The 24486-nt window shown below is 42.3% G+C and carries 21 protein-coding genes and 2 pseudogenes; 12 read left to right on the top strand and 11 right to left on the bottom strand.

Features of this window, described 5'->3' with window-relative positions; genetic code table 11:
- Positions 1-16: 16 nt before the first annotated feature.
- From C4S38_RS06425 to C4S38_RS06400, 6 genes are read right to left on the bottom strand one after another with little or no spacing between them, the layout of a single operon-like run.
- On the bottom strand, positions 17-619 hold the full coding sequence (locus C4S38_RS06425; RefSeq protein WP_103983029.1) for a porin family protein: 603 nt from the start codon (positions 617-619) through the stop codon (positions 17-19).
- Positions 616-1635 carry a hypothetical protein gene (locus C4S38_RS06420; RefSeq protein WP_146059453.1) on the bottom strand — a complete coding sequence of 340 codons (1020 nt, stop codon included), beginning with the start codon at positions 1633-1635 and terminating at the stop codon, positions 616-618. The genes C4S38_RS06425 and C4S38_RS06420 overlap by 4 nt, the downstream gene beginning before the upstream one ends.
- 21 nt (positions 1636-1656) lie before the next feature.
- Entirely contained in the window at positions 1657-3024 is a 1368-nt protein-coding gene (locus C4S38_RS06415; RefSeq protein WP_103983027.1) for a TolC family protein, read from the bottom strand.
- A complete protein-coding gene (locus C4S38_RS06410; RefSeq protein WP_103983026.1) occupies positions 3021-6182 on the bottom strand; it encodes an efflux RND transporter permease subunit in 3162 nt (1053 codons plus the stop codon). The genes C4S38_RS06415 and C4S38_RS06410 overlap by 4 nt, the downstream gene beginning before the upstream one ends.
- A gap of 12 nt (positions 6183-6194) precedes the next feature.
- Positions 6195-7316, bottom strand: coding sequence for an efflux RND transporter periplasmic adaptor subunit (locus C4S38_RS06405; RefSeq protein WP_103983025.1), 1122 nt, complete (start codon positions 7314-7316; stop codon positions 6195-6197).
- A gap of 28 nt (positions 7317-7344) precedes the next feature.
- Positions 7345-8529 (bottom strand): BamA/TamA family outer membrane protein, encoded by a 1185-nt coding sequence (locus C4S38_RS06400; RefSeq protein ID WP_103983024.1) that lies wholly within the window; start codon positions 8527-8529, stop codon positions 7345-7347.
- Positions 8530-8698: 169 nt separating this feature from the next.
- Between C4S38_RS06400 and C4S38_RS06395 the strand changes: the two genes are divergently transcribed.
- The 7 genes and pseudogenes from C4S38_RS06395 to C4S38_RS16015 all read left to right on the top strand — a co-directional run bounded on the left by C4S38_RS06395 (position 8699) and on the right by C4S38_RS16015 (position 13741).
- The gene (locus C4S38_RS06395) at positions 8699-9556 is read left to right on the top strand and encodes an AraC family transcriptional regulator (protein ID WP_103983023.1); all 858 of its coding nucleotides are present in this window, start codon (positions 8699-8701) and stop codon (positions 9554-9556) included.
- Between the two features lie 595 nt (positions 9557-10151).
- Complete coding sequence (locus C4S38_RS06390; protein WP_103983022.1) at positions 10152-10802, top strand: FadR/GntR family transcriptional regulator; 651 nt, start codon at positions 10152-10154, stop codon at positions 10800-10802.
- A 31-nt stretch (positions 10803-10833) separates the two neighbouring features.
- The gene (locus C4S38_RS06385; protein WP_103983021.1) at positions 10834-11232 is read left to right on the top strand and encodes an antibiotic biosynthesis monooxygenase family protein; all 399 of its coding nucleotides are present in this window, start codon (positions 10834-10836) and stop codon (positions 11230-11232) included.
- 67 nt (positions 11233-11299) lie between these two features.
- Positions 11300-11911 (top strand): DNA-3-methyladenine glycosylase family protein, encoded by a 612-nt coding sequence (locus C4S38_RS06380; protein WP_234999304.1) that lies wholly within the window; start codon positions 11300-11302, stop codon positions 11909-11911.
- Positions 11850-12011 (top strand): annotated as a pseudogene (locus tag C4S38_RS16020) (Ada metal-binding domain-containing protein); the annotation flags it as partial. The gene C4S38_RS06380 and the pseudogene C4S38_RS16020, both read left to right, overlap by 62 nt.
- A 90-nt stretch (positions 12012-12101) precedes the next feature.
- A complete protein-coding gene (locus C4S38_RS06375) occupies positions 12102-12629 on the top strand; it encodes a methylated-DNA--[protein]-cysteine S-methyltransferase (protein WP_234999308.1) in 528 nt (175 codons plus the stop codon).
- A 329-nt stretch (positions 12630-12958) separates the two neighbouring features.
- Positions 12959-13741 (top strand): helix-turn-helix domain-containing protein, encoded by a 783-nt coding sequence (locus tag C4S38_RS16015; protein WP_234999303.1) that lies wholly within the window; start codon positions 12959-12961, stop codon positions 13739-13741.
- Between the two features lie 186 nt (positions 13742-13927).
- Here C4S38_RS16015 and C4S38_RS06365 read toward each other — a convergent pair.
- The 5 genes and pseudogenes from C4S38_RS06365 to C4S38_RS06345 all read right to left on the bottom strand — a co-directional run.
- Positions 13928-15022, bottom strand: a pseudogene (locus tag C4S38_RS06365) (site-specific integrase); the annotation flags it as partial.
- Positions 15019-15579 (bottom strand): helix-turn-helix transcriptional regulator, encoded by a 561-nt coding sequence (locus tag C4S38_RS06360; protein WP_009038133.1) that lies wholly within the window; start codon positions 15577-15579, stop codon positions 15019-15021. The pseudogene C4S38_RS06365 and the gene C4S38_RS06360, both read right to left, overlap by 4 nt.
- Positions 15580-15792: 213 nt before the next feature.
- Complete coding sequence (gene dnaK, locus C4S38_RS06355; RefSeq protein ID WP_103983018.1) at positions 15793-17715, bottom strand: molecular chaperone DnaK; 1923 nt, start codon at positions 17713-17715, stop codon at positions 15793-15795.
- A 312-nt stretch (positions 17716-18027) separates the two neighbouring features.
- Positions 18028-19599, bottom strand: a complete 1572-nt coding sequence (locus tag C4S38_RS06350; RefSeq protein ID WP_099463312.1) for an Rne/Rng family ribonuclease — start codon at positions 19597-19599, stop codon at positions 18028-18030.
- Between the two features lie 224 nt (positions 19600-19823).
- A complete protein-coding gene (locus C4S38_RS06345; protein WP_099463311.1) occupies positions 19824-20096 on the bottom strand; it encodes an HU family DNA-binding protein in 273 nt (90 codons plus the stop codon).
- A 190-nt stretch (positions 20097-20286) separates the two neighbouring features.
- Here C4S38_RS06345 and mutY point away from each other — a divergent pair, with 190 nt between their 5' ends.
- The 5 genes from mutY to C4S38_RS06320 are packed head-to-tail and all read left to right on the top strand — an operon-like array spanning position 20287 to position 24474.
- Positions 20287-21372 (top strand): A/G-specific adenine glycosylase, encoded by a 1086-nt coding sequence (mutY, locus tag C4S38_RS06340; protein WP_103983017.1) that lies wholly within the window; start codon positions 20287-20289, stop codon positions 21370-21372.
- 43 nt (positions 21373-21415) lie between these two features.
- Complete coding sequence (ssb, locus tag C4S38_RS06335; protein WP_103983016.1) at positions 21416-21913, top strand: single-stranded DNA-binding protein; 498 nt, start codon at positions 21416-21418, stop codon at positions 21911-21913.
- A 25-nt stretch (positions 21914-21938) separates the two neighbouring features.
- Entirely contained in the window at positions 21939-23273 is a 1335-nt protein-coding gene (gene gldE, locus C4S38_RS06330; RefSeq protein WP_103983015.1) for a gliding motility-associated protein GldE, read from the top strand.
- A 5-nt stretch (positions 23274-23278) separates the two neighbouring features.
- Positions 23279-23851, top strand: coding sequence for a gliding motility lipoprotein GldD (gldD, locus tag C4S38_RS06325; protein WP_103983014.1), 573 nt, complete (start codon positions 23279-23281; stop codon positions 23849-23851).
- Positions 23851-24474 carry a 4'-phosphopantetheinyl transferase family protein gene (locus tag C4S38_RS06320; RefSeq protein WP_103983013.1) on the top strand — a complete coding sequence of 208 codons (624 nt, stop codon included), beginning with the start codon at positions 23851-23853 and terminating at the stop codon, positions 24472-24474. The genes gldD and C4S38_RS06320 overlap by 1 nt, the downstream gene beginning before the upstream one ends.
- Positions 24475-24486: the final 12 nt, after the last annotated feature.

The following is a 24486-nucleotide window of genomic DNA, read 5'->3' as shown; positions in this document are numbered from 1 at the left end:
TGGAGTATAAAAAGTTTTAAAATAAATAGGCCAATGAGACCTGCCAGGAATTATTCTTTACTTTTACGTTGTAGTTTTCACCCATCTCAACAGGTATTTGCAGCGTTGCTGTACGGGTGAGCGCAAAGTTGTAATTTACGCCGAACTGGACATGGTCCAACAAGACAATTCCTCCACCCGTATTAAAACTGGCGTGTCTTTTCCTGATGAGATAATGGGAGTCATTCCTTTCTCCTATGTTGAATCCGAACTGCGGTCCTAACGCTGCATAGATGCCAAACAAACGTAATATGCTTGCCGACCATTTTACATTGACCGGGACTTCAATGGATTTGACTGTTGTCTCAGTAAACTTGTTGTCCAAATAGCTATGTGCATATAATGCCGATACATCCATTCCCAATCCGAAGAAAGGAATTTTTGCATCAACCATCGGACCGACAAAGAATCCGCTCCGATTCTTGGAGGCAAGATTGGATTTATCCCCCGAGAGGCTGACCCTTGATAAAGTGGCACCACCCTTTATTCCCAATCGAAGTTGTGCGCTGGCAGAGGAGGTCGATAACCCCAAACAAAGGCTTACGACAAATAAACTTAACACGACTCTCATAATCTTCATCTGAATATACTGTAAGAAAAACCCACATTAAAAAAAGGCGCAACAGAATGTGATATTTCAACAAAAGGTTTGTTGCCTGTTCCTTTACGGTCGGTATCATATAGTCCTCCTGTTATTGTACCGGCTCCACCGCCACGTGCTATGAAGTAAAAGCGCTTGTTCAATATACATTCATAAACCAATTCAGCCTTGAACATACTTCTATTATAATAGTATGTCGATGTACCTTCCTGTCGTGAGGCATTCATATACTTTGTGGGTGCCTGCATATAGAACTGTTCTGTTTCCATCTGTGTACCGGCAGATAAACGGTGTTTCCCTCTTTGGTATCGTACATACATACGGCTTGGCAGAGTGAAATCAAGTATCCAGTTCGGATTTAACCGGTGCGTCCAAATAACGATTGGCACAACCGGTGTTATCTGATAAGGGTACATGGCATATAATCCTATCGAGACACTGTTTTTGTGTGTCTGTTTCAACAGCAGATTGGCCATGAAGCCACCTTGAAACTGCTCTACTCCTTTCTCCCAACCGTCAATACCGGCTGATACACTCAATAGTAAAGGCTTCCCGAACAGTGTGGCATAGTAATTGAGTGCCAGCCCTCCCTTCATATACAAGCGGTCATTCTCTTTTTCCGTAAACAGCTCCGATGGTTTATCATCATTTGGGTTGACCTCGAAATGATAGTAGTCAATATTCCCATTGGCATAAAGCGAAAATTTGCCGGAGCGGAAAACCGGAATAGTCGTCTGGAATTTTACATTACGCGATGTTTCCATTTTGCCTTTTTCAAAATCCCTGTCACTATGTTTCAGAGTATAGTTGTAGGAAGGCATAACTTCCCAATGGAGGTTAACGGTTCGTAATTCGGAAAAATTACGGTCAGTGTACCGGCTGATACCGCGTTTCAGACTGTCAGTCCGGATTTGAGCACAGACTGAAGAAATTTGTAAAGTGCATAGCGTTGCCATAAAGATGACAGCAAGCGATTGTTTGTTCTCTTTTTTCATATTACATGATGAATAATTGTGTTAAAGAATACCACCTCCCAAAGCATGATACAGACTGATCATTCCTTGAATCTGTTCGAAGCAACTCTGCACTTGAGACAATTCAGCAGTAAGCAATGAACGGTGGGCTGTCAGCACTTCCAGATAATTCACGGAAGAGTGTTTCATCAGCAGTTCCGTTTTATGTGCAACCTTACGCAAGGCATCTATTTGATTTGTATAATAAACGGTGCGCTTGTCTGCCATTTGATATTGCGTCAATGCGTCGTTAACTTCTTGTCCGGCGTTAAGCAGCGCCTGTTGGAAGTTCTTTCGCGCTATCTCTTGGTCCGCTTTTGCCACTCTCAAATTGGCTATGTTCTCTCCTTTATTGAATAAAGGCTGTGTAAGTGAACCTACCGCCGAAAGCAGTACCTGGGCCGGATTTATAATGGCCCCTCCCGCATTATTGGTCCATCCGGCTGTACCGTTTAGGGTAAGGCCGGGATAAAAAGCTGCACGTGCGCTGTTCGTGGCGTAGAAGGCCTTTGCAAGCTCGGCCTCCGCCTGACGTATGTCTGGGCGGTTTTCAAGCAATTGCAATGGCACCCCTGCGTGTAGGGTTGGCGGCAATTGTACATCTGCTATCGTACCACGGTGAATGTGCTGTGGAGCAATTCCCAACAATACGGACAGGCTGTTCTCCGTTTCATGTATGTTTTGTTCCGTCTGCGAGAGTGAGGCACGTAAAGCAAGGCAGTTTGCCTGTGCCTGAAGCACATCCGTATCGTTTTGCTGTCCCGCATGTTTCAGTACTTCCATAGCATGGACGGTCTTTTCCCAAGATTCCAGTGTGGCCCGGTTAATTTCCAGCTGCCGGTCAAGGGTCAGTAACATATAGTAGCTGTCGGCAATGGTAGCTATCAGTTGGGTCTGTACGGCAAGTTCATAAGCCCTTGTTTTCTCCAACTCGGCACGGGCTTCCCGTTTTGCGTTGGTGACTTTTCCAAAAATATCTATCTCCCAGCTTGCTTTCCCGGCAATGGTATAGCTCTTTCCGGGTTTTGCCCCGTCAATGCTGCTCAGACTGCCTTCTGCATCCGCGGACAATGAAGGCAGATAAGCCAGTTTGGATGACAGTAATACCGCTTCTGCCTGTTCTACCCGTAGCCGGGCGATACTTAACTCCGTATTGTGTTCCAGTCCCTTGTCTATCAGGTTCTGCAAGCAGGTATCTGTAAAAAGTGTCCGCCATGACAGAACAGCCAGATTATCCGAGGAGCGCTCCGATAGAGGTATGTCACGATAACTCAATGGAACGGGAATATCATTGGGGCGCTCATACTTATTGTAGATACCGCAGCCGCTCATCAGGAGCGGCAACAGCAGGAATATTAATCTTTCTTTCATTCTCTTTCTTTGTTTGATTGTTCCGATAATTTCAAAACCCGACGTTGGGGCATGACCCGTTCCTCGATATGCTGGAATATGATGAAGAAGAACGGGACAAAAAACAGTAAAGCCAGTGTTCCTATCAGCATGCCGCCGATTGTTCCCAATGCCAATGCCTTGCTGCCGTTGGCACCCACCCCGCTTGACATAGCCATGGGAATCATTCCGAATACCATGGTGAGAACGGTCATTAGAATAGGACGCAGGCGCACACGGGCCGCTTCAAGGGAAGCCCGTACGATACTGTACCCCTCGGTCCGTCTTTGGGAAGCGTATTCGGTGAGCAGGATGGCCGTCTTTGACAATAATCCTATCAGCATCAGCAGTCCCGTCTGCATATAAATATTGTTTTCGACACCGAACAGGTTGGCAAAGAGGAAGCTGCCGAAAAGTCCGAACGGGACGGCAAGCATGACCGCCATCGGAATGAAAAGGCTCTCGTATAAGGCGCACAACAGCAGATAAATGAAAAGGAAGCAAATAATGAAAATGACAATCGTTCCGGTTCCGGTATCGGCCTCCTCACGGCTGCGTCCCCCAAATTCATACCCGTATCCCGAAGGAAGCGAACGGACCGAAACATCGGCAATGGCTTTGATAGCCTGGCCTGTACTGTAACCGTCCGCAGGCATTACCGTCACGGATATGGATGAAAAAAGGTTGAAACGGGAAAGGGACTCCGGTCCGTAAACCTTTTCTATTCTGACATACTGCTCTATCGGACTCATATCCCCTTCAGTGGTGCGTACAAAGATGTTGTTCAAGGCTTCTTCATCCAGACGGAATTCGGGAGCGGCCTGTATCATCACGCGGTACATTTTGGTATACAGGTTCATGTTGGAGGCATAGGTTCCGCCTATATAGCCCGACAGAACATTTAATACGTCGGAGGGTGACACGTTGTTCTTTTTGCACAATGCCGCGTCCACTTCCACCTTGTATTGGGGATATCTGGTCGCAAACGTTGAATAAGCAATCGCAATTTCCGGACGTTCTTCCAATGCCCGGCAGAACGCCTGCGTCTGCGTCTGCAATTCTTCTATGGTTCCACCCTTGCGGTCTTGCACATACATTTCAATGCCGTTGCTGTTTCCATAACCGGAAAGCATGGGTTGTGCAAAAACCATCATATTGGCAGACTTGACACTTGCCGTGCGCTTGTTGATGTCCGCAATGACGGAGTTGATATGGTTTTCCTTACCTTCACGTTCATCCCAATGCTTGAGTCTTACAAAGAAAATTCCGTTGGTGGCTCCCTGCCCGCTAAGCATACCATAACCGGCGATTTTTGCAAAAATCTCGATTTGAGGGATGTCCCGAATACATTTGTCTATCTGGTCCATCACCTGTTTGGTCTCATTCAGCGTGCTGCCCGGAGCGGTGGCCACATTGATATAAATAGCTCCCGTATCTTCGGTCGGTATCAAACCGGTTTTGGTGCTTTTCATAAGCAGGAACAATCCTGCAAAAATCACTGTCATTAAAGGATAGAGCAGCCATTTACGATTAATGAACCATACGATGCCGGTCTTATACCTGTTCAGCATGGCATTGAAAGCCGATTCATAGGCCACATGAAGCCGGGAAGACAGGCTTGCTTTTTCCCCTTTTCCTACTTCCATGTGCGGGGTCATAATCAATGCACAAAGGGCCGGGCTTAAAGTCAGGGCATTGACTAACGATATGATGACCGCCACGGCCATTGTCAATCCGAATTGTGTATAGAAAGTACCGGTAGTACCTTCCATGAAACATACGGGGATAAACACCGCCATAAAGACCAGCGAGGTGGTTATCAATGCCGAACTGATACCGCCCATCGCATCAATCGTTGCCTGATAAGCGGATTTGTACCCTTCATCAAATTTAGCTTGAACAGCTTCCACGACAACTATCGCGTCGTCCACAACCGTTCCGATGACCAATACCAGCGCGAACAGGGTCAGCATGTTCAAGCTGAATCCGGCAATATACAGGAAGGCAAATGTCCCGACAAGCGATACGATAATGGAAACAGCCGGAATGAATGTGGACCGCATGCTTTGCAGGAAAACATATACAACAAGAATTACCAGCAGAATGGCTTCTACCAAGGTCTTGATGACATCCTTAATGGAGGCGTCCAACTGATCTTTCGTGCTGACCACATCGGCAAACTCCATTCCCTTAGGCAGGTTTTGGGAAAGTTCTTCCAGGGTTCTGTCTATCTCCTTGATGATTTCATTCGCATTCGAACCTGCCGTTTGAGAAATGGTACAGGTTGTTCCCGGATAACCGTTTACCTCTCCTTTGTAGCCATAGTTGAGTGCCCCCAATTCAATTTCCGCCACATCTTTGAGATACAATGCCTGTCCGTCCGGCAAGGAACGTACTACAAGGTTTTCAAATTCTTCAGCCGTTTCATACCGGCCCCGGTATTTCAGGATGTACTGGTAAGTGTTGTCCGACTCCTCACCCAGCGTACCGGTAGCCGCTTCCACATTCTGTTCGTTCAACACGGCACTGATGTCCGAAGGCATCAATCCATATTGGGCCATTCTTTGAGGGTTCAGCCAGATGCGCATGGAATACTCCGATCCCATCATGTGGATATCGCCCACGCCGGAGATACGCGACAGGCGCGGGATGACATTTATCTTCATGTAATTATTGAGGAAAAGGTCATCGTAACTGCCGTCTTTGTTGTATAGGGAAACCACTTTCAATGTCCCTGTCTGGCGTTTCAATGTGGTTACCCCGACTTTCGTCACCTCGGCAGGAAGCATTCCCGTAACTTGCGATACACGGTTCTGTACGTTCACCTGCGCCATATCCGCATCTGTTCCTTGCTTGAAATATACGGTAATGGTGGCATTTCCCGTATTCGTGGCGGAGGATGTCATGTAAATCATATTCTCCACCCCATTGATGGCTTCCTCCAAAGGGACTATCACACTTTTTTGTACGGTTTCGGCATTGGCTCCCGTGTAAGTGGCATTTACATGGATGGTAGGCGGTGCAATGCTGGGGAATTGTTCAATGGGTAACATGGTCAGCCCGACAATTCCTACCATCAGGATTAGCACGGAAATGACACATGCCAATATAGGTCTGTCTATAAAAGTTCTTATATTCATATTTACCTCCTTTTATTTATGATGTGCAGATGCAGTTCCTCCGGAAATTGGAGTTCCCTCACGCAATAATCCGGCACCTTCGGCAACAATGACATCACCTTCCGTCAGACCGGACATGACGGCATATTCAGAGCCGTTGTTCAACTTGAACGGTTTTATTTCGGCAGATGTGGCTATCCCGTCCACGACCTTATAGACAAATACTTTGTTCTGTATCTCGTAGGTGGCCGCTTTGGGAATGACGATGCAGCCGTTTATTTTATAGGGTACCACAACTGTTGCCGTGCTTCCGCTGCGGAGCAGTCCTTGGGGATTTGGAAAGGACGCACGTATCCCGACAGCTCCTGTCTGTGCATCCGTGATACCGCTGACCGCCGTGACCTTTCCCTTCTCCGCATAAAGTTTCCCATTCCCAAGTTTTAATTCCACCATCGGAAGGTTCTCAATAAAACCGGTATCCTCGTCAGGTTCTCCGACCAATTCCTGTAATTGGTTTTCTGAAACCGAAAAATAAGCAAACATTTCATTTACACTTGATACGGTTACCAGTGGCTCGCTGATGGAGGGATTTACCAAAGCTCCCACTTTATAGGGTATCATGCCTGCCACTCCATCTACCGGACTTTTAATTATAGTATATGACAGGTTGTTGCGGGCATTCATTTCATCCGCTTCCGCCTGTGCCAACAGAGCTTCCGCTTCCCCTAAGGAGTTTAAGGCCGTTTGAAGTTCAAAATCTGAAATCACATTTTCCTTGTACAGTTCTTGTTTGCCGGTAGCGGTCAACCGGGCGGTGGAGACTTTTACCTGCGCACTTTTTACAGCGGCTGACGCAGTTTTCAGGGCAGCCTCATACGGGACCTGGTCTATAATGAACAGAGGTGTCCCTTTGCTTATACGGGCTCCTTCGTCAATACAGATTCTTGTAATAAGCCCGCTTATTTGCGGACGTATTTCCACATACTGATTTCCTTCAATGGAAGCGGAGTAGCTACGGTATAACTCTGTTTCCGACATTGATACCGTCATGGTCTTGTAGCTGACCGGTTCTCGGTTCTGCTTCTGTTCCTTGCAGGATGAGAATATACAGCCGGCACACAGGACCAGCAATATACAAATCTTGTTTTTCTTCATACTTATTCTTTTTTTGATATTAATAAACTTAGAAGGCTTCGGCCAAATTGAGTACAAAACCTTTAGTGTCTTTCCCAAAACCATAATCCAGCCTGACATTGACATTGTGTTTGAACTCAAACCGGATTCCCAGCCCGTAATTGGGCAGCACGTTTCTCATTCTCATTTTTTTCAGGGAGGGAAACACAGTCCCGGCACCAATCCAGCCGACACAACCCAGACGTTTGTACAACCGCTGTCTCAACTCTACCTGGGCAGAGACCTGACTGTTATCCGTATATCTTCCACTGTAATATCCCCTCATACGGAAAGAGCCTCCCAATTCTTCCCGAAGTGCCCAGGGGCTACTATTGTCATTGATTCTTCCATAGAAATCTGCTGCAATAACAGCCCCTTTCCATAGTTTTTGGTAGGCGTCGGCAATAAATATGGTACTTAGCAATGTCTTGTGGTAATTCCCAAAGACTTGGGGATAAACCATTTCCTTAAGCATCAGGTATATTCCACGGGTGGGTGTCAGGATGAAGTCGCGGGTATCATATTGAATGGAAAGCCCTGTCCCCACAAAAAAATAACTCTGTTTTTGACCGTTCAGATAGGAGATATTCTCAAGTTTATGTGCTTTTGAATGGTTGACGGAAAGAGAAGCACCGATATGGATGTCATCGGTAAGCTTATACACATAATCTACATCGAGGCCGACTCTCTGTCTGGTATATTTCACAGCGGGATTCTGTAGGCAGTCATCATAACTGATTCCCCACAGATAGAGAGGCTGGTTGCAGAAACTCACCTGATAGGACAGGCGGGACTTATTCCCTTTGAAGTTGTTGTTTCCCCTGATATTGATGACATACATGCCTTCAACGGACATGTTTCCATTGATTGAAATGTCGGAAGGCTGCATGATGGAGTCCGTACGGTCCAGCCTGTACAATCCCGAAGCGGCTCCGCCAATCCCAAAACTCGCTTCACGGGTATAGGATGGAGCGGCAACAAAACTGAAATCCATTTTCTTCTCATACGTCCGGTCTATATGCCCGTACAATAAGCGGTTGAGCCACGTGTCCTTTTTTCTTTTATCCACCGTGACGGGTATTTCTTTTGAGGAAACAGAAGATAAGGTATCCTTTATTTCGTCATTCCTGTTTTGCGCCACCGTTCCCGAACAGAAGCCGCAGATAAGCAAAAGATAAATCAGTATTTTCTTCATTGATTCATATATAACTAACAATCATGTTTTTATCGTCGGCAAAGGTATAGGCATTCCAAAAGGCAGGAAAGTGCCAAAAGGTATGAGACTTGGACTGTTTTGCCTATAAAGTTGCATTTTACAATAAAACAATGCTATATTTGTGGTCTAAACGAAATATTTTAATGCCATGACAGGACAAAACATGTATCTTGAATTGGAAAATAAGGATAATGTGGAATGCATTAAGGGAGAAGTCTATTTGTCGGATGATATTTCCGATGCATTTCCAAACAAGTACCCTCATAAAAGTGAGGCTACCGTGACGTGTATCTGTATAAAAGGTGAAATCACGGCAGAAATAAACCAGTTTCCTGTCCGTGCCAAAGCCCCCGGATTATTGGTATTGCTTCCGGGGCAAATCAGGGAATTGACAAATGTCAGCGATGACTTTCAAGGTGAATTTATTATTATGACCAGGCAATTCACAGAAAGTATCAGCCTCCCGGAAGGTTTTTCCACATTCATGTCCGTCCGCAGCACACCTTTTCTACCTCTTGGGGAAAGAGCATTGGAGGCCATTCTTAATCATCATAAAATGTTAGTGGGGGTTTTAAGGAACAAGGACGAAGGGCTGAACCGGAAGGCTATCGTCAAGCATCTTACTATCGCGCTCTTTTATGGATTGGGATACTATCTGCATAAAGTCAATAATAAAAAGAAAACAAGAAATGAAATAATCATGGAGGACTTCCTGAAACTGGTATTGAAATATTGCAAGCAGGAACGCTCCCTCAGCTTCTATGCGGACAGATTATATATTACCACTAAGTATCTATCGGTAGCCGTAAAGAATGTAAGCGGCAAAACGGCAGGGCAATGGCTGGATGATTACATCATTTTAGAGGCCAAGTCTTTAATTAAAACAACCGATATGACTATTCAGCAGATAAGTGATGAACTTAATTTCCCCTCACAATCTTTCTTTGGCAAGTTTTTCAAAAGAGAAGTGGGGATGTCTCCCAAACAATATAGAGATACCGAATAATAAAGGGGAAAACTCAAATATGAAATAGTACTGATAAAAGCCACATCATTGTTTCCTCGCAAGAGAGTTTGATATGGCTTTTTACATCTATCAGCTACTATTTATTACTTTTGAAGATGGTTAATTCAGATTTCTATGAAGATATCAAAACTTTTCTCTTATTGAAATCACCTTTACTATGATTATTAGTAGTAAAGGTGATTTCTGTTTATGAGGATTTTGACACTTTCATTTAGGGATTTAAAGCCAAAAGTTGTTTTCAATATTGTATTGTGTTGGCATTCTTCAAAAATATTTTTTAGCGAAATATTTGAAAAGTAGAGGAAATGATTTAGCAACCGTGCGAATTTCAACGTTTTACGTTGCTATGCTGTCAAATAACTCTTCAAGCAACAGAGGTAATAATATTCTTGGAAAAAGATGAGAAAATTCCCCAATATATTCCACAAGAATTGATATTTTCAATATAGCTAATGTAAGTACAAAATATCAATATCCCAAAATATTATCACCGAATATTTTGTCTGTCATACAAAAATATATACTTTTGCAAATCATCTGATGATATGATGAATAAGAAAAGGATAGTAGATATATGATTATACAAAAGAAATCTTTGGCAGATATAGTAGCCGAACAGTTGAGACAACAGATTGCGGAAGGAGTTTATACGATTGGGGATAAACTTCCGACCGAACCGGAGTTGATGAAAACTTTCAAAGTCGGAAGGTCGAGTATCCGTGAAGCGGTAAAATTATTGGTAAATATGGGTGTTGTCCAAGTCCGGCAAGGGGCGGGAACATTTGTCGCCGAAGTATCCGATGCGAACGGAGGCAGTATAAATATGAGTATCGCCGACCGGACGGAACTCGATGAGGTGAGGAAAATATTGGATATTGCAATCGTGGAGAAAGCCGTGGCAAGAAGAACGGAAAAAGATATAGAACGAATGCAGTCCTTCCTTGAAGCAAGAAAGGCAAATGCGAAAGACGGTTTGTTGAAAGAATGTATCAAAGCCGACATGAATTTCCACATTGCAATTGCCGATGCGACCCACAATCGAATATTGGCAGACATTTACCGTTCCGCTTCCCTGCATTTGCTTTCGGAGTTCAACCGTATTTACGATGGTACGGATTGCTTCATAAATTCACAATCTTCTCACGAGAAGTTATTGAGATACATCATTGCAGGCGATTTGAAGAACGCCCGGAAGATGGCAACACGGATTGTAGAAGAGCCATAGGACGAGAAACAACTAGAAATATGACAATCAAATGATAAAGAATACAGAAAACAGCAACGGAAAAGTGGTCGTTCTTTTTGAAGTAACGCCAACGGCAGAGGGTAAAGTGCGCTATCTCGAACTTGCCGCCCAATTAAAACTATTGCTTTCGGATGCAAAAGGTTTTATTCGTTCCGAACGGTTCAGTAGTCTGAATGAAGAAGGTAAACTGTTGCCTCTGAATGTATGGGAGAACGAAGAAGCCGTTGAAAAGTGGCGTAATGAACTTCACCACCGTACGAGCCAATCGGAAGGACGTGAAAGGCTTTTTGAAAATTACCGAATCACCGTCGCTTCCGTCATAAGGGAATATGACGATTCCAATCGGAATAAGGCTCCAGCGGACTCCAACGAATATTTCCACAACAAGCAAGCTGATGACCGACCGTAATATTTTTATCTATGGCGAGACAGAGGTGTCCTATTTGAAAAAGCGAGATAAAAAACTTGCCGAGGTAATGGAAAAGGTAGGACCGATAGAGCGGGGAGTTATTCCCGACCTATTTGCGGCTTTGGTCAATTCGATTATAGGGCAACAGATTTCGACAAAGGCTCACAAGACAATTTGGCAAAAGATGGTAACCACTCTCGGCGAGATAACACCGCAGGTTATCGACGATTTAAGCGACGAAGAGTTACAGCAATTCGGCATTACATTCAAAAAAGCGGCTTACATCAAATCGGCTGCACAAAAAGTCTTATCGGGTGAACTCGACATCGAATCCCTTAGGACAATGTCGGACGAAGAGGTCTGCGCCAAACTCGTAGAACTCGACGGTATAGGAATCTGGACAGCTGAAATGCTTATGCTGTTTTCCATGCAACGCCGTAATATATTGAGTTTCGGCGACCTCGCTCTTGTGCGAGGTATGCGTATGGTCTATCACCATAAAGTAATAAACAGGCAACTGTTCGACCTATATAAGAAACGGTTCGCTCCTTATGCTTCCGTCGCAAGTCTTTACTTTTGGGCTGTGGCAGGAGGTGCAATAGAAGGAATGAAAGATTATGCACCGACCAACAACAAGTATGATGAAAACAGAAGAAAAGATAAAAGCGGTAAGAAATAGAGACGCAAGCTATCGTGGTAAATTTTTCGTTGCCGTCAGAACAACGAAAATTGTTTGTACACCGGACTGTCCGGCGAAGCCTCTGGAAAAGAACATCGTGTTTTATGATACGCTTGAGGAAGCATTACAAGCCGGATACAGACCATGTAAAATATGTATGAAAGAATTTCCCAACAATAAAAGGAACAATATGGAAACTATAAAGATTACACGGTATCAATCGCCCGTGGGCGATATGCTTGTCGGTTCTTACGGCGACAAGCTGTGTATTTGCGATTGGGCGGTGGAGAAACGCCGCAGTACGATAGACCGCCGCATACAGCGACATCTGAACGCGAAGTATGAAGAAGGAACTTCCGACGTCATCGAACGGGCCATTGGGGAACTCGAAGAATATTTTGCCGGACACCGTAAGATATTCGATATCCCCGTTGTCTTTACCGGCTCGGAATTTCAATGTACCGTATGGGAAGAACTGATGAAAATACCCTATGGAACGACCATATCTTATGGCGAACTTGCCCGCTGCATCCATAACCCGAAGGCTGTGCGTGCAGTTGCATCGGCCAATGCCACCAATCCTATCTCTATCTTCGTACCCTGCCACCGGGTAATCGGCAGCAATCATAAACTCACGGGGTATGGAGGTGGTCTCGATGCAAAAAAAGGATTATTGGAATTGGAATGTCCTAAGATAAAAGGAATAGGGTTATGGTAGATTTTAAATACAAAGTACGAAAAGTGTTGTATTATTCTTAGTGGTTGCAAAATCACAGTATTGTCGATTGCCTGACTTTAACCCAACTACAGAGTATTTTACCGAAATTACAGATTGTTATCACGCATGAGTTTAAAGTGTTACGATAACAATCGGTGTCTTACACGGATAACGGATTTTCTTACCGAAATTACGGCTTCAGACTTTCTTATGACATCGGGAAACGAGGCAATTCTTATATTTGTTGTCAGAGAAATAACAAAGTATAATCATGAATAAGGAACTCTTGAATATTACAATCGTTACAGAATATTAATCATATACTGAGCGTGGAGACCCTGCATCCGTTGGTGAGTGTAATCGACTTGTCGAAAGCGAAGCTGATGAAGCATATGAGACATACCTTCAGCTTTTATGTCGTATTCCTGAAAGACGAGAAGAATTGCGAATTGGTTTATGGGCGGAATCATTACGATTACCAGAAAGGTTCTGTCGTGTGTCTTGCTCCCGGACAGGTAATCGGGGTGGAAGACACGGGAGAGACTTTCCAGCCGCAAGGATGGGTGCTCTGTTTTGAACCGGAACTGATACGGGGAACATCGCTCGGTCGTAACATCCGGGAGGCGATGTGCTGTATCCGGCAACGTCTGAAAGATAAAGAGCATCTGTTTCGGGAGGAGTTGATGGGAAGCCTGCTTACAGCACACATCCTTGACCTTTACGATATTCACGCACGCAGTCAGAATAACGTGCAGGTGTCGGAACGTATAACAGTCTTACTGCGAAAGTTTATAGAGCTGTTATATAACGGTGAATATATCCAAAACCGAGATCTTAATTTTTATGCTTCCCAGCTTTGTATTACCCCTCATTACCTATCGGAGATATGCAAAAAGGTAAGTGGAAAACCTGCTACTTATTGGATCGACCGCTTTACCCTTCAGGAGATTACCCGCTTGCTGCGACAAAAAGAACTGTCTTTAACTACGATTGCTGAGCGAATGAATTTTTCTTCAGTTTCTTATTTCAGTCGGTATGTACAGAAGAGAATGAAAATAACACCGTCGGAGTACAAGAAAGATGTATCTGTCCGATTAATAAAAAAGTTTTAGCTGTCATGCAAAAATACAAGGAATAAAACACTATAAATAAATAAAAATTGTACCTTTGTACACAGAAGCGTTCTTTTGATTTAAGGCAAGAGGTGACAAAAATGGGAATTTTGCTCGTTTCTAAATCGTTACCTGTCAAAAAGAAAACCTTTGCAAATTACTCATTTCCAAAGGAAAAGAAAATTTATTATGCCTTGCCTGATGGAAGGTAATGTGTTTGGTGATTCCGGCAGCTTCAATCCACTTTTTGACAGGACGGTTTATCCAAGAAGGGTCAGGAAGTCCGGCAAAAACCAAAAGTTCACCCTCTTTTGGCTCTCCACAGAGATTATATGCTTGCTCTGATATAGGCATATATTCAACTCCTTTTGTCTTTTGCTGAGTAAAATTCAACCGATAGCCTCCATTGAACATTTCCACTTCCGACCACTTCAACTTCTGAATGTCGCAATGACGGATTCCTGTTAAAGCAGAGAACAAGGCAGCACGTTTCAGTAATGGGTCACAAGGTGTTTGAGCCAGTCGGTTCAATTCCTCTACCGTGAGATATTCTCTCCGGCTTTCCCTTTCTTGAATGCCTTTGACTTTTGCAGAAATATCAATAGTCAGATATCCGTCTATAAAAGCCTGTTTCAATCCGGCTTTGAAGATAGAGAAATAGGTTGCTGCTGTATTTTGAGAAATCGTACCTCGTTTAGTGCCTCCTTGTGGGGCATTCATTATGAATTGCCGGAACGATTCAACCATCTTTAAGTCTATTTGCGAAAAGAGAATGGTGTCACCTTTTGCGAAAATCTTCAATAATTCATGCACTCTCCTCCAGTTGACAATGATAGAATCAGAGCTATGGGCATGCCTTGTTCGCTGCACATGGTCGAAGTACTCAATGAAATTACTTCGGGAGCGTTCCAACTGCTCCGCCTGTTCTGCATCGGTATCGGCATATAAAGCTGCATTGTCGTACTCCTTTTGTCGTAGGCTTCTGACCTTGTCGGCATAGATACATGATTCCTGGTCTAATTGCGACTTACATTGAATGACACCGTTCAAATCTCGCTTCGGCTTATAAGTGGTTTTGCCTTCGGCATTAGTCCTTGCATTGCGTGACTTATCCCAAATAGGTGTTGTAATGGTACGATTGAGATATTCACGCACTCTTTGTGGCGTATCTTTTCCGGATTGAAATACAGGATAAGATTCCACATAAAGATACCATTCATCACGATATTCAGATTTGCGGAGCTTTACCGACACTCGTGTATTGACTAATGCTTTCTTCATCGCTTCACACCTTTATATAAGTTATCAATTTCTTTCTTGGGTACATACACAAAGTTCCCAATCTGCCGAGTAGGGATAGAGTATTTGCGTATATGGAGATAAACTGTACTTTCATTCACAAGAAACTTCTCTGTGATTTCTCCAATGGTATAACAATCTTTCGGCTCCAGACTATATAGTTTGGCAACAGGTTTCGGCTTTGTGAGAGCTTTCTTGCGTGGAGGATAGAGTTTCATCAGTTCTGCTTTTGATAGTAATGTCTGTCTTTCTCCTGCATTTACACTGGGGATTGTACCCTTACGAATCAAACGATAAAGAGTTTCCTTGCTTATGCCAAACAATGCGTATGCTTCAGGAACCGTGATGTACTCTTTGGACTTGGGTATCTTCTTAACCACTTCGTCCAACCTTTGCAATCTTTGTTCTTCATCCTTGCGTCGCTTCCATGCAATTTTGGAACATTTGGGAGAGCAATACCAAGATTCTATTGTTTTGGCTAAAAACTCTTCTCCACAAATCTGGCACTTCCGTTTTATTTCAAATTTTGCTGCTGGCATAATCTTTTTACTTATATTCCTCATTCTCAATACCGGCATTCTTGTAAGTGCCACATTATCTACTTTTAAGTGTCGGTACAATTATGGTACAAATATACGATAAAAATCCGAGAAATAAGCAAAGCCAAAGAAAAGTCTACAAAAAGATATAGGGCGTAACTTGTTGAGTTACACCCTATATTCCTATTTATTGTTATCGTTATTTATCGATACTTACTTCACTTCCTCAAAATCCACATCAGTAACGTTGCCGTCTTTGTTGCTGTTATTATTGTTTCCAGCGTTACCACCAGTTTGTTGTCCGAAGTCTGGACCTGGTTGTTGAGCTCCTCCACCTTGAGCATTATACATTTCTTGGCTAGCTGCTTGGAATACAGTGTTCAACTCTGCCATTGCAGCATCTATACCTGCAATATCCTGAGCTTTGTGAGCTTCTTTTAATTTATTTAAAGCTGCTTCGATCGGAGCTTTCTTGTCAGCAGGTAATTTGTCACCCAGATCATTTAATTGTTTTTCGGTCTGGAAGATCATACTGTCGGCCTGATTTAGCTTATCAATACGTTCTTTTTCTTTTTTATCTGCTTCGGCATTAGCTGCAGCTTCGTCTTTCATGCGTTTTACTTCATCATCGCTCAAACCACTGGAAGCTTCGATACGGATACTTTGAGTCTTTCCTGTACCTTTGTCTTTAGCTGATACATTTAATATACCGTTTGCATCAATATCGAATGTTACTTCAATCTGGGGTACGCCACGTTGTGCAGCAGGTATTCCGTCCAAATGGAAACGTCCGATTGATTTGTTATCTTTTGCCAAAGAACGTTCACCTTGCAATATATGGATTTCTACAGAAGGTTGGTTGTCAACGGCTGTTGTAAACGTCTCAGACTTTTTAGTCGGAATTGTTGTGTTAGATTCGATCAGCTTAGTCATTACACCACCCATTGTCTCGATACCGAGAGATAGTGGAGTAACATCCAACAACAATACGTCTTTTACTTCTCCAGTCAATACACCACCCTGAATTGCAGCACCTACGGCTACAACTTCATCGGGATTAACGCCTTTAGAAGGAGCTTTTCCGAAGAACTTTTCAACAATAGCCTGTACAGCAGGAATACGAGTAGAACCACCTACCAAAATAACCTCATCTATATCAGAAGTGCTCAAACCTGCGTCTGACAAAGCTTGACGACAAGGAGCAATACAAGCCTGGATTAAACCGTCTGCCAACTGTTCAAACTTAGCACGGGTTAAAGTCTTAACTAAGTGCTTTGGAATACCGTTTACTGGCATGATATACGGTAAATTTATTTCTGTACTTGTTGTGCTTGATAATTCAATTTTAGCTTTTTCTGCTGCTTCTTTCAGACGTTGCAAAGCCATAGGGTCTTTACGCAGATCAACACCTTCTTCACGTTCGAATTCTTCTGCCAACCAGTCGATAATTACGTGGTCAAAGTCATCACCACCCAGATGTGTGTCACCGTTTGTTGATTTTACTTCGAATACGCCATCACCCAGTTCAAGGATAGAGATATCAAATGTACCGCCACCTAAGTCGAATACGGCGATCTTCATATCTTTGCTTGTCTTGTCAAGGCCATAAGCTAGAGATGCAGCTGTTGGTTCGTTTACAATACGACGTACATTCAAACCTGCAATTTCACCTGCCTCTTTTGTAGCCTGACGTTGTGCGTCACTAAAGTATGCTGGAACGGTAATTACGGCATCTGTTACTTCCTGCCCCAGATAATCTTCTGCAGTCTTTTTCATTTTTTGAAGGATCATCGCAGATATTTCCTGCGGAGTATAGAGACGGCCTTCAATATCAACACGCGGGGTGTTATTGTCGCCACGTACCACTTTGTAAGGTACGCGATTAATTTCTTTTTGTACCTGGTCATACGTTTCACCCATGAAACGCTTGATTGAAAATATAGTCTTTTCCGGATTTGTGATAGCCTGACGTTTAGCCGGGTCACCTACCTTGCGTTCGCCTCCTTCTACAAATGCAACAATTGAAGGTGTTGTTCTTTTACCTTCGCTGTTTGCAATAACAACCGGTTCGTTACCTTCCAATACGGCAACACAAGAGTTGGTTGTTCCTAAGTCAATACCAATAATTTTTCCCATGACGTAAATATTTTAATTGTTATTATTCTAAATTTTCCATCGCCTTCCGAAGCGATTCATAGATTATTCTACAAACGCCGTGCCAAAGTTGTTTGATGAAAGCATGGCTTTTTTCTTTGTCTGTCGTATGACAGATTGACAGAATGATGTAAAAGTGTTTTCAAAATGTTTTTGTAGGCTACTCGGATGGATTTTCAGTTTCTCTCGGATGAAATTTGTATTTCTACCGGAAGAAATTTTGGATGTATATAGAAGGAATAAAAAAGTTCCGGGAGATGAATTTCTCCCGGAACTTTTGTCAGTAAGATTTTCTTATTTAATCTCTTTTTCTTCTTTCATGTCTAGCTCATTCTTGTCTTCATCATAAAATTTGTATTCAAGAAAAGCTAAACTCTGGTTGGGGATAACCTTCAAGCCTCTGGTATATCTCCATTTCCACTTAGAACTTAAAGGAATTAATCCTTTATTCACATACGCTGCAACGTAAGGATGTACGTGCAGGGTGAATTTCTTCACATGATGCTTATTTACTAAACAGTCAATTTTGCCTTCCAAACTATCTGTGAATAGGATAGAAGGTTTTACAGTTCCTGTCCCGAAACAGGCAGGACAGGCTTCCGACGTATCTACGTCCATTGCGGGACGTACTCTTTGGCGTGTAATTTGCATCAGACCAAACTTGCTTAAAGGCAGGATGTTGTGTTTAGCCCGGTCGGTTGCCATTGCTTTAGACATGTGTTCAAATAGCTTTTGCCGATTGGCAGCTTCTGCCATATCGATAAAGTCTACTACAATAATACCGCCCATATCACGCAAACGAAGTTGACGGGCAATTTCGTCGGCTGCGGCAATATTTACGTCGATAGCTGTTTTTTCTTGGGCATCACTGCCTTTTGAGCGGTTACCGCTATTTACATCTATCACGTGCATTGCCTCGGTATGTTCGATAATCAGGTAGGCTCCACTTTTATAGGTCACTGTACGTCCGAACAATGATTTGATCTGTTTTGTTACAGCAAAATTGTCGAAGATAGGAAGTTCTCCGGTATACAGTTGTACAATGTCTTCTCTTCCCGGTGCTATCAGGCTAACATAATCACGTATGTTATGATATACTTCCGAGTTGTTTACATGAATGTTTTGGAAGGAAGGATTGAATATATCTCTTAATAATGCTACCGCGCGTGCCGTCTCTTCATAGATGATAGAGGGAACTTTTGCTTTAGGCACTTTAATGATATTATCTTCCCACCGTTTTACTAATGTCTTTAGCTCATGATCGAGTTCTGCTACACGTTTACCTTCCGAAGAAGTTCTGACAATAACACTAAAGTTTTTTGGTTTAATACTTTGGATTAATTGTCGTAGACGCGCTCTTTCTTCGCTTGATTTGATTTTAGTGGAGACTGAAACCTTATCTGCAAATGGAATCAGGACTATATATCTTCCGGCAAAGGATAGCTCGGAAGTTAGTCTGGGTCCTTTTGTTGAAATCGGTTCTTTAGCAATTTGAACCAACACCTCTTGTCCCACTTTCAGTACGTCACTTATACTCCCTTCCTTTTCTATTTCAGGTAGTATCTGCATTTTAGAAATAGGAGGAGTTTTTTTAGGATCGCTTAACGCCTGTTTGAGGAATTTCTGTTGAGTGTTGAAATTTGGACCTAAGTCCAGATAGTGAAGAAATGCATCCTTTTTATAACCTACATCAATGAACGCAGCGTTGAGCCCGGGCATTAGTTTTTTTACTTTACCAAGATAAATATCGCCTACAGCGAAAGACACGTTGCGGGCTTCTTTCTGAAGTTCCACAAGATTCTTGTCTTCCAGTACGGCAATAGATACCTCTTTGGGCTGTACATCAACTACTAATTCACTAATCACTATAAAGAGGGATTTTAATATCAGACCTTAAAATACGCAAAGAACAAACTTAAAAGGTCTCTTATTAAGTTTGTTCTTTAGAGTTTGCTAGATAGACTTATTTTTTCTTATGTCTATTCTTTTTCAGTCTCTTTTTGCGCTTGTGCGTAGACATTTTATGTCTTTTTCTTTTTTTTCCGCTAGGCATTGTTCTTTAATTTTAAATTTAACGTATAATTACTTGATTACTTTACTTCATTTAAGAAAGTCTTAGCCGGCTTAAATGACGGGATGTTGTGTTCCGGAATGATGATCGTTGTATTTTTAGAAATATTACGAGCTGTTTTCTGAGCTCTTTTCTTAATAACGAAACTTCCGAAACCTCTCAGGTAAACGTTCTCACCTTGAGCTAAAGAATCCTTTACAATGTCCATGAAAGATTCAACGCTTGCCAATACCGTAGATTTGTCAATGCCGGTACTTTTTGAAATTTCGCTAACAATATCTGCTTTAGTCATGTCTATAAATTAATTAATTGATTTGGACCTATTAATTTTTTGGAATGCAAATATATAGCTTTTTATTTAAGTGTAAAAAGAATTAATGCCCAATTTTTAATAAAAAACATTCCTTACAATCCGTTATATCTATGTATGTTTGCATTAATCAAATAGTTAGGTTTGAACGTTGATGTGAAAACAAGTCGTTATGAGACAGGTAGAAAACGATTTAAAAGTAAGTCGTGCTTTGATAGCATGGTATAACGAGTATAAAAGAGATTTGCCTTGGAGGAATACAAATGATCCGTATATTATCTGGATATCGGAGATTATATTGCAACAAACGCGTGTTGTTCAGGGATTGGAATATTTCAGACGGTTTGTTAATCGTTTTCCTGATGTTGAATCTCTGGCAGTTGCAGATGAAGACGAAGTGCTGAAATATTGGCAGGGTTTAGGATATTATAGCAGGGCTCGTAATCTGAGAATGGCAGCTTGTGACATAATGGATCGCTTCAATGGTATATTCCCCGATAAATATGAAGATGTTATATCGTTGAAAGGTATAGGCGAATATACTGCGGCTGCAATTGTTTCATTCGCATGGAATCAGCCTTATCCGGTAGTCGATGGAAATGTCTTTCGTGTTTTGTCGCGTTTATACGCTTTGGAAATTCCGATCGATACAACAAAAGGAAAGAAAACCTTTACAGATTTAGCCGGATTATTGATGGACAATTCTAAAGCAGGTCTTCACAATCAGGCTATAATGGAACTTGGAGCGTTACAATGTATTCCTCAAAATCCAGATTGTAATAAATGTCCTCTTGTAGATAAATGTATGGCATTTGCCGAAAATAAAGTAGATTCATATCCGGTTAAACAAAGTAAAACAAAAATCCGGGACCGTTTCTTTCATTATTTCTACATTATATATAAAGGCAAAACCTGGCTTCATCGTCGGGAAGGAAAAGATATATGGACCGGATTATACGAATTTCCTCTGATCGAAACAGCCCATATAATGGATTTTGGAGAGTTGCAGCAAACAGATGCTTTCCGGTATCTGTTTAAAGATGCAGGCAAATTGGATATTTCCGTGAAGTTGGAAAATGTAAAACATGTATTATCCCATCAAATAATTTATGCTACTTTCTATAAAGTGGAGATAGAGTTTGAAACCGAGGCTTTGCAACGCTATCTCTATATTTCTTGTGAGGATATAGATAAATATGCCGTGCCACGTCTTGTACATATTTATTTGGAGAAATTCGGCCGAAACTTGTTTGAATGATTGAATTTATGTTTCTTTGTATAATAATTTAGAAATTAGAACTATGTCGTTGAATAAAGTTATACTTATCGGCAACGTGGGAAAAGATCCCGACGTGCGTTATTTTGATAGTGGAGCCGCTGTTGCAAATTTTTCTTTGGCAACATCTGAAAGAGGTTATACATTGGCTAACGGAACAGTGGTACCGGAGCGCACCGAGTGGCATAATATTGTTGTTCGTCGTGATTTGGTCCCTTTTGTGGAAAAATGGGTAAAGAAAGGTTCCGGTGTTTATGTAGAAGGCAAAATCCGTACTAGAAGCTATGATGATCAGACAGGTGTGAAACGTTATGTAACAGAAATACATGCTGACCGTGTAGAGTTTTATAATACAGGAACACGTCCGGCGGACGGAACACAACAGAATACGAATGCAGGAGTTCAGCCAATAGCAGGTCAGTCTGCTCAGCCGGCTAATACACCTGTGAATTACCAGCAGCCAACCTCTTCACAGTCGGGTGCTTTTTCTGAAACCAGCGACGCGGATGATCTCCCGTTCTGATATTGTTTAACTAACACTGTTCCCCTTGGACTCAGATTATTATTCGGACTTATTTAGTCATATAACGATACAGGCGCTTACAGCGGGGCCTGTGATAGCTCTCAGCCTGGCTATTTTGTTGCTGTTTATCTCCGGTTTTGTGTCGGCTTCCGAAGTGGCATTCTTTTCTCTTTCGCCGGGTGACATAAGTGACATCCGCGAAGAGAAAACAACTTCCGATCTTGTTATCCAACGCCTTCTTGAGCGATCGGAACATCTTCTGGCGGCTATACTGATAGCAAATAATTTTGTAAATGTAGCTGTTGTCATGCTTTGTACCTATGGTATTAATGCATGGATAAATTTTTCTGCATCTCCTGCTTTGGGGTTTGTATTGGAAACTGTAATACTGACCTTCTTACTTTTACTTTTTGGTGAGATTATGCCAAAGATTTATGCACAAAAGAACGCTTTGAAATTTGTTCGTTTTGCTGCTCCCGTATTAAGCGGTCTTGAACGTTTCTGTAAACCATTATCCTCTCTATTAGTAACATCTACTACTGTTATTAACAAAGCGTTAGTGAAGAAAAAATATGATTTATCGGTAGACGAACTAACGAAAGCACTCGAGTTAACTTCTACGGAAATACCGGAAGAAAAGGAAATGCTTGCCGAAATTATTAAGTTTTATAATAAAACGGCAGACGAGATAATGACACCTCGCCTGGATATGGAAGATATTGATATTAAGAGTAGTTTTCATGATGTTACAGAGTTTATTGTAAAATCCGGTTATTCCCGTATTCCTGTTTATGCAGGGACGGAAGATAATATCAAAGGTATTTTATATATCAAAGACCTGTTGCCTTATTTGGAGAAACCGGATACATTCCGTTGGCAAAGTTTGATTCGCCCGGCTTATTTTGTACCGGAGACGAAAAAGATCGATGATTTGCTGGAAGAGTTTCGTACTAATAAAATACATATGGCGATTGTTGTAGACGAGTTTGGTGGAACGTCCGGTATTGTAACGATGGAAGATATTCTGGAGGAAATTGTGGGCGAAATTTCAGACGAATACGATGAAGATGAACAGCAAGTTATCCGTTTGGCTGATGGTAGCATTATATTTGAGGCCAAGATATTACTGACAGATTTCTTTCGTGCTATTGATGTCGATCCGGGTGAGTTTGGCAAGCTGACAGAAGAGGTTGAAACTCTGGCCGGGCTTCTTCTCGAGATAAAAGGAGATTTTCCGCATCGTCGGGAAATTATAGAATACAACAAATATCGTTTTCAGATACTGGAAGTAGATAATCGCCGTATATTGAAGGTGAAGTTCAATTGCATCCAGAATCACGAAACAGAGGATGGAGATTAGTTCTTATGAAGTGGTTGGCTATTTGGTGTGTGTGCTCGCTAGCATGTTATTCTTGTACAGAATATACACCGAAGCCGCGTGGCTATTTTCGTATAGAGCCAGGCGTTGCTCATTATCAGAAGTTACCGCTGGACAATCTTCCTTATACGTTTGATGTATCGCAATTATCTATCGTGGAGTTACCGCCAGTCGAAAATGCGTCCGGCCAATGGATCAATATTTCATACCCGTCATTGGGTGCTAAGATATATTGCAGTTATTTACCTATAACTCCAGCCACATTGCATCGGGCGGAGAGTGAATCCCGGGAATTAGTATCTCGCCAGGTGAAAGATATAGCTTCCGTTGTTGAGAAGACATATAGTAACCCGGATGAACATGTTTATGGCTCTCTTTTCCTGCTGGAAGGCGAATTGGCTTCACCTATACAGTTTATGCTGACCGATAGTGCAGCAAACTTTTTCCGCGGAGCCTTGTACTATGATTGCAAACCTAATGCAGATTCTCTGGCTCCTGTAACCGAATATCTCCGAAAGGATATTATAGAACTTATCCAATCTTTTAGCTGGAAGAAATAATGCCTTTATTACAGAAACAAAATAATCCTTTGCTTGGAGTTTGGCAGATAAGCGAAAGCTCAGACAAGTTATTGTCTATGCTGCCTAATTCGTCCGGTTCTCTTTCTTTCTTGCAGTCTATACGTGCCGAACATCGTAAACAGGAACGGCTAGCTAGCCGTGTACTGTTGAAGGAGTTGTTGGAGAAAGAGGCTGTAATTGATTATTTTCCGAACGGAGCACCGTTTTTGCCGGATATACCTTTACATATCAGTATATCACATACGAAGGGATATGCTGCGGTCTTATTGCAGGAATCTCCTGCTGCAGGTGTCGATATTGAGTATCGCTCGGACCGGGTATGTAAAATACGGAATCGATTTATGAATCAGGAAGAAGAAGAAGCTATTGATTTGAATCATGAGATTGAACATCTTTTGATTTATTGGTGTGCAAAAGAGACATTGTTTAAGATGATAGGGCAGGAAGACGTGGATTTTTGCCGTCATTTACATGTAAAACCTTTCCTGTATGCAGAATCCGGTACTTTTGTTGTTCAGGAAACACGCACACAGGAAAATGCTTTTTTTAAATTAGGTTATTCCGTTACTCCCGGATTTGTTCTGACCTGGAGTTTAGATTGATTCTTTTTGATG

The organism is Parabacteroides chinchillae (assembly GCF_900108035.1).
In the GTDB taxonomy this organism is placed as follows: domain Bacteria; phylum Bacteroidota; class Bacteroidia; order Bacteroidales; family Tannerellaceae; genus Parabacteroides; species Parabacteroides chinchillae.
This window is presented reverse-complemented; position numbering and strand designations above follow the sequence as displayed.